The 14211-nt window shown below is 69.4% G+C and carries 12 protein-coding genes; 6 read left to right on the plus strand and 6 right to left on the minus strand.

Going from position 1 to position 14211, the window contains the following annotated elements; translation table 11 throughout:
* Positions 1-13 precede the first annotated feature (13 nt).
* The 4 genes from AB0M99_RS18780 to AB0M99_RS18795 all read right to left on the minus strand — a co-directional run bounded on the left by AB0M99_RS18780 (position 14) and on the right by AB0M99_RS18795 (position 6722).
* A complete protein-coding gene (locus tag AB0M99_RS18780) occupies positions 14-991 on the minus strand; it encodes a NaeI family type II restriction endonuclease (RefSeq protein WP_365921701.1) in 978 nt (325 codons plus the stop codon).
* A gap of 79 nt (positions 992-1070) precedes the next feature.
* Complete coding sequence (locus tag AB0M99_RS18785; RefSeq protein ID WP_365921703.1) at positions 1071-4001, minus strand: Z1 domain-containing protein; 2931 nt, start codon at positions 3999-4001, stop codon at positions 1071-1073.
* Positions 4002-4019: 18 nt separating this feature from the next.
* Positions 4020-5546, minus strand: a complete 1527-nt coding sequence (locus AB0M99_RS18790; protein WP_365921705.1) for an ATP-binding protein — start codon at positions 5544-5546, stop codon at positions 4020-4022.
* A gap of 162 nt (positions 5547-5708) precedes the next feature.
* On the minus strand, positions 5709-6722 hold the full coding sequence (locus AB0M99_RS18795) for an SEC-C metal-binding domain-containing protein (protein WP_365921707.1): 1014 nt from the start codon (positions 6720-6722) through the stop codon (positions 5709-5711).
* A gap of 56 nt (positions 6723-6778) precedes the next feature.
* Here AB0M99_RS18795 and AB0M99_RS18800 point away from each other — a divergent pair, with 56 nt between their 5' ends.
* From AB0M99_RS18800 to AB0M99_RS18825, 6 genes are all read left to right on the plus strand, one after another.
* The gene (locus tag AB0M99_RS18800; RefSeq protein ID WP_365921709.1) at positions 6779-7576 is read left to right on the plus strand and encodes a class E sortase; all 798 of its coding nucleotides are present in this window, start codon (positions 6779-6781) and stop codon (positions 7574-7576) included.
* A gap of 9 nt (positions 7577-7585) precedes the next feature.
* Positions 7586-7822, plus strand: coding sequence for a DUF3311 domain-containing protein (locus AB0M99_RS18805; protein WP_365921711.1), 237 nt, complete (start codon positions 7586-7588; stop codon positions 7820-7822).
* A gap of 38 nt (positions 7823-7860) precedes the next feature.
* Positions 7861-9450: a sodium:solute symporter family protein gene (locus tag AB0M99_RS18810; RefSeq protein WP_365921788.1), complete on the plus strand. Its 1590-nt coding sequence runs from the start codon at positions 7861-7863 to the stop codon at positions 9448-9450.
* 71 nt (positions 9451-9521) lie between these two features.
* The gene (locus AB0M99_RS18815; protein WP_365921713.1) at positions 9522-9839 is read left to right on the plus strand and encodes a DUF6412 domain-containing protein; all 318 of its coding nucleotides are present in this window, start codon (positions 9522-9524) and stop codon (positions 9837-9839) included.
* Between the two features lie 131 nt (positions 9840-9970).
* Positions 9971-10747: a hypothetical protein gene (locus AB0M99_RS18820; RefSeq protein ID WP_365921715.1), complete on the plus strand. Its 777-nt coding sequence runs from the start codon at positions 9971-9973 to the stop codon at positions 10745-10747.
* A gap of 122 nt (positions 10748-10869) precedes the next feature.
* Positions 10870-11727, plus strand: coding sequence for a fumarylacetoacetate hydrolase family protein (locus tag AB0M99_RS18825; protein WP_365921717.1), 858 nt, complete (start codon positions 10870-10872; stop codon positions 11725-11727).
* A 66-nt stretch (positions 11728-11793) separates the two neighbouring features.
* Here the strand turns inward: AB0M99_RS18825 and AB0M99_RS18830 are convergent, their stop codons facing one another.
* Together AB0M99_RS18830 and AB0M99_RS18835 are read right to left on the minus strand one after the other, a co-directional pair.
* The gene (locus tag AB0M99_RS18830) at positions 11794-12996 is read right to left on the minus strand and encodes an ALF repeat-containing protein (protein ID WP_365921719.1); all 1203 of its coding nucleotides are present in this window, start codon (positions 12994-12996) and stop codon (positions 11794-11796) included.
* Between the two features lie 85 nt (positions 12997-13081).
* Positions 13082-14179 carry a Gfo/Idh/MocA family oxidoreductase gene (locus AB0M99_RS18835; RefSeq protein ID WP_365921720.1) on the minus strand — a complete coding sequence of 366 codons (1098 nt, stop codon included), beginning with the start codon at positions 14177-14179 and terminating at the stop codon, positions 13082-13084.
* Between the last annotated feature and the right edge of the window lie 32 nt (positions 14180-14211).

Here is a 14211-nt window from a genome sequence, read left to right on the forward strand (position 1 = left end):
CCGGCTCTCCAGGTCAATCAGACTCGCCCTCCGTGTGCTTGGGAAGGAATGGTGCCGTCTCCACCGGGTCAGCTGCGTCCGCTAGCACCCAGAGCTCTCCGCCGATCTCCACACGGGGCCGGGTTCCGTGATGCTGCCGCGCTCGGGCGACCCGGAAACTGACGAGTTCCCCCAGACGCGGCACTTCCACGCCGAAGGCTCGGGCTACGGCCTGGTGGCTGCTGAAGTGGCCGGGAATCAGGATTCCCTCCTCGCGCAGGACCGTCCGGGCGCGCCCCTTCGCCTCACGGACACGCGCCATGTAATCCCGCTGCTGTGCCACCGTGCGGACCACCCCGCGCCCGATCCGCTTCTGCTGCACCCGCCGGAAGAGCTCGTTGACCCGCTTCTGCCCGGAGGATGATGACAAGATCGTGTCACGGGTGGGGGCAGAGAGGTGAAGCAGGACGTTCTCCGGGAGCGGCTGCTCGTGCCAGAGCCAGAGGATCTTATCCCGGTGCCCGGCCTTCACGGTCAGCTTCATGTCCCGGTTGCTGCCGCCGTTCAGCCACCTTCGGTCGATGCGCAGCAAGCCGGCGCTCCATCGGCTGCTATAGTCATCGGCCCAAACGAGCAGGCACAGGTGTCCGATTGCCTCCGGGGGAATCATCCAGCCGCCGAACTGCTGGGAGTACTTGCAGTCGACCTCCGTGCCAGCAATCCGGTAGTCCATGTCGATGCCGTCGGTGAACTTGAACTCCCTCTGAAGATTGATCTCTACGAGCGTGCCGGCGTGCGTCTTCTCCGTCTTGAAGAGAGTCTTCCAGTCGAAGCGGCCCGTTACCTCGCCGTTCAGCAGCTGGTCGATCGTGTCACGCAGGACGCCGGCGAAGCGGTGTCCAGTGGGGTCCAGACTGAGCAAATGGGCATGGACATCCACCAGCTCCTGGTCAGCCTGCAGGAGGCCCTGCGCGTGAATGCTGGCAGCGGCTGAGATGTCCAGAGGGAGCAAGGCTGATCGTCCTGTCTGTTTGGAGCGCGGCACGGAGCAAGGCGGCTCTGGCTCGTTCGTGAGCTGCCCTCAACTGGCTTCAGGAGTCGGAGCGTATGGCCTGGTAGCGCAGCAGCCGACGCGAGGAGTCGTTGGCCGCGGTGGGCGGTATCGCGGTGAACGCCAGGATGGTGCGCGCCGGATCAACCGCGCCGTTGTTGACGGCTGACCTCAGCTCACTGTCATTGGACGCCTCAATGACGGGATAGAGAAGGAGGACCCCGGTGTGCGGTCCGACGTTCACCGGTGCGGGGACGGAACCTCCCTGCGTGTTCTTGACGAGAGCTTCGGCCCATCGTCGGTGATCCATCCCGGAGATTCGGCCGAACGACAGTTTTCCCAGTTGTCGCGTGCGCCGGACAAGTGAGGTCGGGGCGGATCCGAGGAGGCTGCCCTCGATGCGCCGGCCCGGAGTCGTCTGCGGGGCGACGATGAGCCAGTCGTCCACCGTGGCCAGTGTTCCGTTGAGCTGACTCAGATAGCTGAGGTGGGGTGCGAAGTGGTTGTCTCCCTCCCACTCCAGCTGGCTCAGCACGTTCACCACGGTGGAGTGCGCGACGCGGGCGGTGGCTGCTTCGAACCTCCGCCTGAGCGGGCTGGTGTCGTCCGGGGGAAGTTCCAGAGTCTGCCTGTCGCAACCGAAGACGTGCAGGAGCGGTTCCCAGCGTCCTGCATTGGCCCTGACCGTGGCCGGGTTGCCGGGGTAGGCGGCGGGCTCAATCGGCCGGCCTGGTGAACGGATCTCTACAAGTTCCGCGTTGAACATCTTATTCCGCGCAGAAGGCTTCACCAAGCCGAGGTGTTGAGAGACGAGCGGCAGTACTCGGCGCGGCGTCAGCTGTGGTTCTCCGTCGACCATCTCCGCGTACTGGGATAGCTGTGATCGGAAGGCCTCCTCGTCCTGGCAGATGGCTTCGAAGGCTTCGTACAGGTCGAGGGTCTTGTCCCGGCCGAACGGCTCCTCGCGGCCGATGTAGAGGCGTACCAAGTCGCGGTAGCCATCCCGGAACCCGAACCAGCGGCCCATCTGCATCAGTGTGTCCGCCTGTTGGGTCTTGCGGCGGTAGTACGTGACGGTGAGTCCCTCTACGGTGAAGCCCCGGGACAGCTTGGTCCCGCCGACCAGGATCTTCCATACGTGGGGAGTACGGTCGAAGTCCAGCTCGGCCTGCTCGTAGTCCCGCTCGCTGGCGCCGTTGACGATGATGACAGGGTTGCCGCCCGCCCCGATCAGCTGCCGCGCCCTGCTGACGTGAGCCCGCAGTTGCTCGTAGGAAGAGGGGACCGGCAGTCCGTCGGCGCGTGCGTCGCAGACCTGCTTGTAATCGGAGTCGTAGAGCGCCGCCAGACGGACATGGGACTCACTGCTCATGTATGAGGAGTTCCACAGGCCCTGGATGCGCCCTGCAAGTGCGGCGTGGTCCGCCATTCGTACCGATTCGTGAACCAGCATCGTGTGATGCCGGAACTTGTTGTCGGCCACACCGTGCTCGGCCCGGTAGAGCTTGATTGCTCCGGCCAGTACGAAGGCGTCCATGGCTTCCAGGAGGCGGTCGCCACTCGTACTGTCGATTCCTCGGACGTGAGCGGCTTCCTGGGAGGTCGCGAGCGTGCGTTCAGCAAGGGGCAGGTCGCAGTTGAGGTCGTGGAAGTCCTCAACTCCCATGTACCCGGAGGGCCGGGGCAGGGAAATCAAGAAGTCGCGCGGGAAGATGTCCGCCGCGTCGTCCGGGTCGACGAAGACGTTCGCGAAGGGAGTCGCCGTGTAGCCGATGTACTGGGCTCGCGGCATCAGGTCCAGCAGATCGCAGACGAGGCTGTTGATCGCTGACCGGTTGGCCTTGCCCTCTTCCCGCTTGCGGGGATCCGTGGTGTTGACGGAGGCCTGGTCCGACTCGTCGTCGATGATCAGAGCGGGAATTTCGCTCAGGATCGGGCCGATCTTCTTGAGATCCTTCACCAGCTTGGTGAGGACGGCCTTGTTCTTCTTGACGACCATGATGCGTGCTGCCGCATGGTGCAGATTGGCGGTGTCGTAGAGAGGGAGCGAACGGTCGAGCTTCTCGATGTCGAGTGCCCGAATCCCCTGTTCCAGACCTTGGTAGTCCTTGTCCTTCGTGGTCAGCCGCTCCATATCGAAGGCCCCGAGCTGGGACGGCCGGCCGCCGTGCGATACGAACTTCCGGGGCCAGTCTTCGTCATCCTGGTAGTCGACGCCGATCAGGGAATCGAGATCACCGGGATCTGCGCCCCGCAGGATGTTCTCCCGTCCGATCAGTTCCATGTCGAGGCGGCGCTGTGTCTGGCCCCGGAGCAGGTTGAGAGTTCCGCCGAGCACGATGACGAGCCGGTAGCCGGCGTCTACCCCCTTGGCGATGACACCGGTGAAGTTGGCGGTCTTGCCTGACTGGACATAGCCGACGACCAGCCCACGGGCGCCATAGGCTTCCGCACGTGCAGGATTGGCCAGGCGCTCGACGACGCTGTGCGCCGCGTCTCCCAGACTCGTGATCGCCGGTTCGGTCCAGCCTTTCGAGCGGAGCAGGTTTTCGTACGCAGGCCAGTAGAAGGACCGTGAGGCCGCGCCGTCCCGCGTGTACCACGCCTGGTTGGTCTCACTGATGACGACGGCACGAGGTTCCTTGTCGACCGGTGCTGCCGCGTCGAGAATCTTGCGCAGATCCGCGCCGAATCCGAGGCGGGTGTACGCGTCCAATCGTCGTTCATCCGTCCTGGGCGCGGCGTAGGACCATGCCGTGTCCGGCACGGCATCCCATTGGGCGAGGGACCGGTTCCACAGCGCGGAGAGCTCGGGATCTCCCCCAGTCATGCGGGACTGGAAGAGGTCAAGGTCCGCGTCATGCCCGTCGGCGGTGTCGCTCAGGCTTGCCGCGAGCGGCGCGAAGGGCCGCGGCGCGCGCCGCATGGCTCCGAGGGCGTCGGTGTGAAGGTTGAGGAGATGGTCCTGCATGGAAGTCAGCGGCTCCAGTCAGCGGGAGATTTCGCAACGGGCGGCAGACAGCAGGATGCTGTTCCATAGAGCCATCTCGTCGTCGCGCTGGGCACTTGAACGACCCAGGCGGAAGTTCTTTTCGAGCATGAGGTACAGCAGACCCTTCAGGACCGGAGCGTCATTCGCACCGGATCGCCGGCCGTTATTGAAGGCCGACCGGAAGTCCTTGTTGAGTCGGATAACGTGCTCATCGCGGACGAGATCGAAGAAGAGATGAGGCGGCAATACGTCCCACCGGAAGGTGACTGGTGCTTCACCGTCGAGCTGGGGTAGTTCGTCGCGGAGCGTGCGCTTGAGCTTGGGGTCTATTCCCTTGCCGGGAGGCACGGCTTCCTTGCGCTGAACTTCCGCGGACCGTTTGGCTGCTTCCCGGTAGGCACTCTCCGATTCCGCCAGATATGCGGTGAAGGTGTGTCCGCTGGAATCGGCAGCGCTCTCCAGGCCGCGGGCAAAGGCGGGTGTGACGGTCACGCCGTCCTTCTTCACGGTGAGACTGAATACCGCATTCGGAGAAGAGGGGAGATCGAGGGCGATGCGGGCCAGGTTGTGATGCGTCTCAGCACTCCGGGTGCCATTCCAGCCCCCAGCCTGGACCAGGCGGTCATTGCGGTAGATGTAAAAGCCCTGCCGGTCTGCGAGCGGGCCGATGCCCCGATAGGGGACCAGCTGGGACTTCGGCGGCCAGATGTGCGCGTTGAGCGTGACAGGGCCGACCCCCTCAACGAGTGCTGTGTACGCCCGCGGATATCCGGACCGGCCCGGCAACCGATATCCGAATGGGTCGATCGGCTCTACCCCGCGGTGGTCAAGTTCTTCTTTCGTCCTGACGTCCTCGACCACGAGGTCGATGTGGAAGTCATCCCTTGCGAGGAACCGGTGGAGATGCAGACCGAGATGGGTCTCGAGTTTGTCGATCTGCTCATTGAGGAAGCGGTCGCTCTGTCCGGAAAGGATCGTCTCGAAGGCGCGGACGCCGTCCCAGCGGACGATGGTGCCATGCCAGTCGATGATCCCGTCGTAGCGGTCGACCAGGTCCTGGCAGTACTGAGAGTCGACAATGTCGCAGCTGAAGTCCTGCTGCGCGTGTGCGGTGAGCCAGCGCCGTCCGGTGGCGGGGCTTCGCTTGGTACGGCTGATGACCGTCAGTGAGTCAGCGTGAGAGAGTGAGGCGGCCTTGAGGCCGGCGCCGAAGTGCCCGAGTGAGTTGTCCTCGTACGCTTCACGACCGCCGACGACCATGGCGACATCCAGGGCGCCGTCGTCCATGCCTTTGCCGTCATCTATGACCAGCAGGCTGACCAGACGGTCGCCGTCGCGAAGGAAGCTGACCACGACGTTTCTGGCACCCGCGTCGATCGAGTTGTCGACGAGGTCAGCGATGGCAGCTTCAAAGCCGTACCCCTGGTGGGCCAGGGACTCCACGTAGCGGGCAGCTGGCGGAAGCCGTTTGCTGCCCTGCGTGGGTACGCTGAACTGCCAATCGCCGGAACTTGAGTAGGGCATGTGAGCGGCAAACCTCTTGTGTGCAGGGGCAGAGGCACCCGGCATCGGAGGCAGTTGCCACTCCACGTCTGCGGATGTAGGACGACGCTAACGCACGGATCTTATTTCAGGCAGTCATAGGACATTACTGTCCGAGATGCGATACGCATGGATTCGGCGGCGCTACACCGGGCCGGGGGAGGTGTCGCCGTGGCACTCCGCGTACGGCTTGCCCGAGGTGCACCAGCACGGGGTGGTGGGGGTGGGGGGCCAGGGGGTGGCTTTGCCGCGGGCGGCCAGGGTGGTGGCGTACTCCGCCAGGAGGGACGGGGAGGCCGGGGAGGTCTTCTCCGAGGCGGCGAAGGCCTCGTACGAGGGGACGCTCGCGGTGACGATGCCGAGGTTCGTCGTGCCCGAGGCGGCCAGGGCGCGCAGGGAGGTCTCGATCTGCGCGAGGTGGGCCTCGTGCGAGGGGTACTCCGCGCCGAGGGTCGGGTAGCTGGTCAGGAGTTCGGCCAGCTCGCGCTGCGGCCAGTGGAGGATCGCGACGGGGAAGGGCCGTGAGAGGGCGGCGCGGCGGTCGCCCAGTTCGGCGCGCAGGCGGGCGATCTCGGCCCGCAGCTCGGCCGGGTCGTCGGAGCCCAGGGCCCAGATGCGCTTCGGGTCGTGCAGCTCGTCCAGCGGGATCGGGCCGATGTGACGGGTGTCGGCGACCATGTCCCAGTCGTCGTGCGGGAGCCCGAGCAGGCGCCGGACCCGGTGGCGGCCGGTGAGCAGCGCGGTGGTCGCCCGGGTGAGGGGGGCGTTGTCGGGGATGAGGAGGGTCGCCGCCTCCGTGAAGCAGTCGTGCGAGGCCTCCAACTCGTCGTGCGCCTCCAGGGCTTCGGCGATGACCTCCCAGGGGGCCGGGTCCGCGGGGGCCGCCGCGCGGATGCCCTGGATGAGGGCGCGGGCCTCGGGCTCGTGGCCGTACTCCCAGAGGTTGGCCGCCTGGAGGGCCTTGATCAGGTGGGGGTCGGCGGGCGAGGCGGCGAGGAGCTGGTCGTACAGCGCGCTGGCGCGGTCCCGGGCGTCGCCCAGTTCGAGGTGGGCGGCGGCCTGGAGGAGCAGGGGCTCCTGGTCCTCGGGGTAGCGGGTCGCCGTGCGGATGAGGCGCTCGGCTTCGGCGATGTGCTCGGCAGGCGTGTCGGGGCGCATGGTTCACACCGTACTGCTGCTGGTCAGTTGACGGGGGAGGACTTAAGGTGCGGGCCGTGCGGGATCACGTGCGGGTGGTGGTGCAGGGCCGTGGCCGGCGGGTGCGCCGGGCCGGTCTCGTGGGGCTGCTGTGGGTGTGCGCCGAGGTGGCCGTCACGGTGGGCGTGGTGGTGTTGTTGCTGGTGGTGCACCAGGTGTGGTGGACCAACCGGCAGGCCCTCGCCGCCGCGCACGAGCGGGTCGGCCAGCTGGAGCGGGAGTGGATCGGTCTTCCGCCGGATCTGCCCCCGACACCGTCCACCTCGTCCGCCCCGTCCCCGCCGTCCGCCTCGTCGGACCCGCCGGCTGTAGTCGATCCGAGTCACGATCCCGATCCCGCTTCCCCCGCCCCCGTCGCCCCCAAGCCCCGGCCGCGGGAATCGGCGTACGGGGTGCTGCGCATCCCGCGCCTCGGCGTCGTCGTGCCGATCGCCCAGGGGGTCGACAAGCGCACCGTGCTGGACAAGGGGTACGCCGGGCACTACGCCGGGACCGCGCAGCCCGGAGCGCAGGGGAACTTCGCGCTCGCCGGGCACCGCAACACGCACGGGGAGCCGTTCCGGTACATCAACCGGCTGCGGGCGGGGGACGAGGTCCTCGTCGACGTGCGGGGCAAGCGGTACACGTATGTCGTGGGGAAGGTGCTCGCCGAGACGACCGAGCGGGACACCGGCGTCATCGGGCCCGTGCCGCGGAGCGCCGTCAAGCCGGAGTACGGCTACAGCGCGCCCGGGGCGTACATCACGCTCACCACCTGCACGCCGGAGTACACCTCCAAGTACCGCCTGGTGGTCTGGGGGACCCTCAAGTCCTAGGGTGGGGCGGTGCGTCGGAATCGGGTGATACGTCCTCAGTTGTTGTGGCTGGGTGTGCCGTTCGTGCTGTTCTGCGGGGCGCTTCCGCTGGTGAACCGGGTGGAGCCGCTGGTGTTCGGGAGGGTGCCGTTCCTGCTGGCGTGGCTGGTCGGGGCGACGCTGGTGACCCCGTTCGCCGTCTGGCGGGCCTGGCGCGGTGACCACGGCAGTACCCACAGCAGTGCCCACGGCGGTGGCCGCCGGTGAGTGCGGCAGCCGTGGCGACCTCCGTCTTCGCCGTGTTCATGGTGGCGACCGTCGTGCTCGGGCTGCTCGCAGTGCGCGGCGGTCCGGGGAAGGGGAAGAAGGGTGCGGGCGGCGGGGGGCTCGCCGAGTGGTCGGTGGGCGGGCGTTCGCTGGGGACCGTGTTCATCTGGGTCCTGATGGCGGGCGAGGGCTACACCAGCTTCAGCTATCTCGGCGCCGCCGGCTGGGGGTACAACTACGGGGCCCCGGTCATGTACGTGGTCGCGTACATGACCTGCGGATACGCCCTCGGCTACGTGGTCGGTCCGATGCTGTGGGACTACGCGCGGCGCCACGGGCTCGTCGGGATCACCGACATGGTCGCCCACCGCTACCGGCGGCCCTGGCTGGGCGCGGCCGTGGCCGTATTGGCCACGGTCTTCCTGCTGCCCTACATCCAGCTCCAGATCACCGGGATGGGTGTCGTCGTCTCCACGGTGACGTACGGGGCCGTGTCGCTGGAGTGGGCCTACTTCGTCGCCTTCGCCGTGACCACCGGCTTCGTCGTGGTCAGCGGGCTGCGCGGCAGCGCGTGGGTGTCGGTGCTCAAGGACGTGCTGGTCATCGGCACGCTCGGGTTCCTGGCGGTCTACGTCCCGGTCCACTACTTCGGCGGGTACGGGGAGCTCTTCGACCGGCTCGTGGAGCAGCGGCCGCAGTGGCTGACGCTGCCCGGCCACGGGAGTCGCGGGGCGGACGCCCAGGGGGCGGGCGGACGCGGGAACCTGGGGACGGCGTGGTTCGCCTCCACCACCGTCCTCAACGCGCTGACCGTCGTCATCTTCCCGACCACGGTGGCGGGGTACCTGGGCGCGCGCGACGCGGACGCGCTGCGCCGCAACGCGATCCTGCTGCCCGCCTACAACGTGCTGCTGTTCGTGCCGATGCTGCTGGGCATGGCCGCGCTGTTCGTGGTGCCGGGGCTGGCGGGCGCGGACTCCAACCTCGCGCTGTTCAGGCTGGTCGTGGACCTGCTGCCGGCGTGGGCGGTCGGGCTGATCGGGGTGGCGGCGGCGCTGTCGTCGATCGTGCCGATGGCGGTGTTCATGCTGGTGATCGGGACGATGTGGGGGCGCGGCGTGCTCTCGCTCGCGCCGCGCTGGAGTTCGGGGGAGCGGCAGAAGCTCGCCTCGCAGGTGGTCGTGGTGGCGGTCGGGTCGGTGGCGCTGGTGATGACGTACATCGCCCCCAACACGCTCGTGCGGCTGTCGCTCGTCTCCTACGAGGGCATGGCGCAACTGGTGCCGATGCTGCTGCTGGGGTTGGTGTGGCGGCGGTTGACGACGGCCGGCGCGCTGAGCGGGCTGCTCGTCGGGGTCGGGGTGGTCTGCGCGCTGGTCTTCACGGGCAACGACCCGGCGTGGGGCGTGAACGCGGGCATGGTCGCGCTCGCCGCGAACCTCGCGGTGGCTCTGGCGGTGACCTGGCTCGGGCCGCGCGAGACGGGGGACGGGCGCCCGGACGAGCAGGTGCTGGCCCGCGATCCGCTGCCCGGGTGCGGGGACGACGACGGGTGCGGGGACGGGTGCGGGTGCGGGGACGGGGAAACTCCAGGGGCTGTACGGCGTGTTGTCAGTGGGCCCGGTTAGTATCGGAACCGAGTACTGGTTCTCGTACGAGAGTTCGTGCGCGGGAGCGCGAGCGGGAGGGGGCGGTTCGGATGGTCCGGCACAGCAGTGCGCGCTCGCTGTCGTTCCTGTCCCTGTGCCTGCTCCTGGTCGGTGGATTCCTCGGGCTCTGCCTCGGGGAGGGCGGGCTGGTCGGAGTGGGCGCCGTCGTGGTGGCCCTCGCGGCCACCGTCGCCGTGGGCACCGCCGCACTGGCCGCGCGTCTCGTCCGGCCCGTGCCGCCGCACCGAATACGCACCGCGATCCGTGATCGCGAGCAGCGCACGGCGTTCCTGCCGCAGCGCGATCCCGACGCCTCGGGCCGGTCGAGGCCCAGGGCTCCCGGCCGTCTCGTCCTGACGGCCGCGTAGGGGCGCGCAGTACTTCTCGACTTCTCGACTTCTCGCCTTCTTCTGACTGATCACTGCTGTCGCCCCTCGCGGGTCGTCACGCCGAAATGCACCTCTTTTCGACGTTCGACGAGACCCCTCGGAGGGCCCGCGTGTCCGTTTTCACTCATCTTGTCGCCGAGCTGGGCCGGCTCCTGGAGCCGGCGCTGGCCGGGTCCGCGACCGCTGCCGCGATCGTGCTGTTCACTGTTCTCGTACGGCTCGCCCTGCACCCGCTGAGCCGTGCCGCCTTCCGCGGGGCGACGCCGGCGGCGGGCTGCCTGGCCGTACTGCTCCAGCTGCCGGTGTTCTTCGTGATGTACCGCGCGTTCTCCTCCGACCGGATCGGCGGGGCCGCCAATGAGCTGCTGGGCCACCGGCTGTTCGCCGCGCCCCTCGGGTCCCGGTGGACGGAGGCGCTCGGGGAGGGCGGCCTGTTCGGGGCGCAGGGGCTGGTGTTCCTCGGACTGTTCGCGGCGACCGCGGCGGTGGCCGCGTGGAGCGCGGTGCGGGGGCGCCGGGCGGCGGCGCTGACGGCTGCCGCGGCCGCGGAGACGGCGTCGGCGGTGTCGGCGTCGGGCCGTCGAGCGAAGGCCGGGGCCAGGGGTGCGGCCACCAGGGCCGGGGCGAACGGCCGGGCGGGGGTCGCGCCCGCCGTGACCGCCGAGCAGCAGGAGCTCATGCGCAAGCTGGGCGGCGTACTGCCCCTGCTGTCGTTCGGGACGCTGATCACCGCTGCCGTCGTGCCGCTGGCCGCCGGGCTGTACCTGGTGACGACCACGGCCTGGTCGGTGGCGGAGCGCGTGTGGCTCCAGCACCGCAAGGATCGGGCGGAGTCGAAGATCGCGGGAGTGGGAGCGGAAGCCGGAGCAGCGCGTTCCAGTCTGTGAACAGGGTCTTGCGGATTGGTCCGACTTCTTGGAGGATCGACCAATCCTCCGATGGCCGCAACCCATCGGCCGGCCCCGGGCATGCCCATGGGCCGACCACCCTCGACCACGGGAGAATGCCCATGAAGCTGCTGCGTGTCGGACCGGTCGGATCGGAGCGCCCCGCGCTGCTCGACCAGGACGGGACCCTGCGGGACCTGTCCGGCCTGATCACGGATGTGGACGGCGCACTCCTGGCCGACGACTCCGTGCTGTCCCGGGTACGGGACGCCGCGGTATCGGGCGAGCTTCCGGTCCTCGACGCCGAGGGGCTGCGCATCGGCGCGCCCGTCGGCCGCATCGGCAAGATCGTGGGCATCGGCCTGAACTACTTCGGGCACGCGGCCGAGGTCGGCGCCGAGCCGCCGGCCGAGCCGATCCTGTTCCTCAAGGCCGCGGACACCGTGGGCGGCCCCGACGACACCGTGCTCATCCCGCGCGGCAGCGTGAAGACCGACTGGGAGGCCGAGCTCGGCGTCGTCATCGGCAGCACCGCCCGCTACCTGGCCTCCGCGGAGGAGGGCCTCGCGCACGTCGGCGGGTACGTACTCGTCAACGACGTCTCGGAGCGCGAGTTCCAGATCGAGCGCGGCGGCACCTGGGACAAGGGCAAGAACTGCGAGACCTTCACCCCGCTCGGCCCCTGGCTGGTCACGGCCGACGAGATCCCGGACCCGCAGGTCCTGGACGTGAAGCTGTGGGTCAACGGCGAGCTGAAGCAGGACGGCAACACCGCGGACCAGATCTTCCCGGTCGGCGAGGTCGTGCGGTACCTGAGCCAGTTCATGACGCTGCACCCGGGCGACGTCATCGTCACCGGCACCCCGGCCGGTGTGGCCATGGGCCAGCCGGAGCCGAAGCCGTACCTGCGCGCCGGCGACGTCGTGGAGCTGGAGATCGAGAACCTCGGCCGCCAGCGCCAGGAGTTCAAGGGCGCGTAGCGCGCAGCGCGAGCAAGCGGAAGGGGTGGGACGCCGACGGCGGTCCCACCCCTTCCGTCGTACGTGTCAGCCCTCGGCCGAGGTGCGGCGACGGCGGCCCGCGAGCACGAGGCCCGCGCCCGCGGCGAGCGCGGCGGCCGCGGCGCCCGCGATCCAGCCGTTCTCGTCGCCGGCGCCGGTCTTCGCGAGCGAACCGGAGCCGCCCGCCGGGGTCACCTTGGTGTTGCCACCGGTGCCGGTGCCGGTGCCGGTGCCGCTTCCGGTGTTGGTGACGTTGCCCGTGCCTGTCGCCACGGCCGGCTTGGCGGCGCCGGTGTTGTCCGCGTCCGGCTTGCCGGTCTGGCCCCCTGCGGCCTTGTCCTTGGCGCGCGCCTCGTGCTGCCCGGTCTTCAGGAACTGGGCGCGGTCCTCGGGTGTGCCGTTGAGGGCGGCGACGGCGGCCTTGTTCATCTCCGGGCCGGCTTCCTTGCTCAGGATCGAGAGGATGAGCACCCGGTTGTCGGTGTCGCGCAGCTGGTGCTGCGTGGTCTTCACGAACTCGCGCAGCTGCGCGGGGCCCGGGTTGCCTTCGAGGAGCTTGACGATGCCCGCCTTCAGGCCCGGCCCGGCGCCGTCCAGCATGCGGAGCACCGCGACCCGGTCGTCCTGGGCCCGCACCGTGTGCTGCCCGTTCGCGACGAACTCGCGGACCTGCTCGCGCGTCCCGGTGTCCAGCAGGCGGTTGGCCGCCTCGGTGATGCCCTTGCCGGCGCCGTCCAGCATCCGCGCCAGCTCGACCCGGTCGTCCTCGAAGCGGGCCACGTGCTGCCCGTTCGTGAGGAACTCGGTGAGAGCCGCCTGGGTGTTCGCCGCGAGGGCCCGCTTGGCCTCGCGCTTCACGGCGACGCCGCCGGCGGTGTGGATCTGCGAGACCCGCACCCGATCGTCGGTGAGCTGCTCCTTCGCCCACTCGACGTCGAGGAACTGCCGCATGTTCGCGGCCGTTCCCCGCAGGGCCGTCTCCGCTGCGCGGCGTACGCCGGGGCCGCTCGCCGGGTCCCGTAGGAGCGCCTCGATCGCCGCCCGGTCCCTCGCGGCCTGCGCGTCGTCGGCCCCCGGCCCCGCGGCCTGCTCCCCGGACCTCTCGCCGCCGGGCAGCCGGTCGGCCACGGCCGGGCCCGAAGGCGCCGCCACCGACGCCGAGTCGGCTGCGAAGGCCGGGGAGGAGAGCATGACGGCCGGGGCCATCGCCGCGGCGGCGACGACGTTTGCGATCCGGGGCAGCTTCAAAGCGGAATTCCATTCTTCACATGTGTGATCATCAACAACCTGTGAAGGATAGATCGTTCTCCGGCCCCAGCACGCCGTTTTTCCGCTAATGCGCCGCCTTCAGTTCGACGGCCACGCCCTCCCGGGACGACGTGCGCGCCGCCTCCAGCACGGCCAGGCACTCGGCCGCCTCGTGCGCCGTGACCGGGGCCGGGCCGCCGTCGCGCAGCGCGGCCGCCACCGCCGCGTAGTACGCCGGGTAGTCGCCGTGCTCGGTCGGCACCGGGGTCCCGCCGCCCGTCAGCGGGGACTCGCCGGAGCCCAGCCGGCCCCACACGTGCGGCGGCTCCTCGCCCCACAGCACGTCCGTGCCCGGACGCAGCCCGTCGCGCAGGGCGGCTTCCTGCGGGTCGAGGCCGTACTTCACGTAGCCGGCCCGCGAGCCCAGGACGCGGAAGCGCGGACCCAGTTGGGCGGTGGTCGCGCTGACGTACAGGTGCGAGCGGACCCCGCTCGCGTGCGTGAGGGCGATGAAGGTGTCGTCGTCCGCCTCGGCGCCCGGGCGGCGCACGTCGGTCTCCGCGTAGACCCGTACCGCCGGGCCGAACAGCACCAGCGCCTGGTCCACGACGTGGCTGCCCAGGTCGTACAGGAGGCCGCCGATCTCCTCCGGGGCGCCGGACTCGCGCCAGCCGCCCTTCAGTTGCGGACGCCAACGCTCGAAGCGGGACTCGAAGCGCTGGATCTCGCCGAGTTCGCCCTCGGCGAGGAGGCGGCGCAGGGTGAGGAAGTCGTTGTCCCAGCGGCGGTTCTGGAAGACCGAGAGGAAGGTTCCGGTCCGGTCCGCCAGGTCGGCCAGTTCGCGGGCCTCGGCGGCGGTCGCGGCCAGCGGCTTGTCCACGACCACCGGGACGCCGGCGTTGAGGGCGGCGGTGGCGAGCGGGACGTGGGTCTTGTTGGGGGAGGCGATGACGACGAGGTCGAGGGCGGGGGCGCGCTCCCAGAGCTCGGCCGCGGAGTCGGCGGTCCGGGCGTCCGGGTACGCCTCGCGCACCTGGGTCCGGCGGTCCGGGTCGGAGGTGACGACGGTGTCGAGGGCGAGGCCCTCGGTGGCGGTCACGAGGGGGGCGTGGAACACGGAACCGGCGAGTCCGTAGCCGATCAGTCCGACGCGGAGGGGGGTGCCGGGGGCGGTGTCGTTCATGGTGAACACTTTGGCAACAGTGTTGCTGAAGT

This window comes from Streptomyces sp. NPDC051183 (assembly GCF_040682455.1).
In the GTDB taxonomy this organism is placed as follows: Bacteria; Actinomycetota; Actinomycetes; order Streptomycetales; family Streptomycetaceae; genus Streptomyces.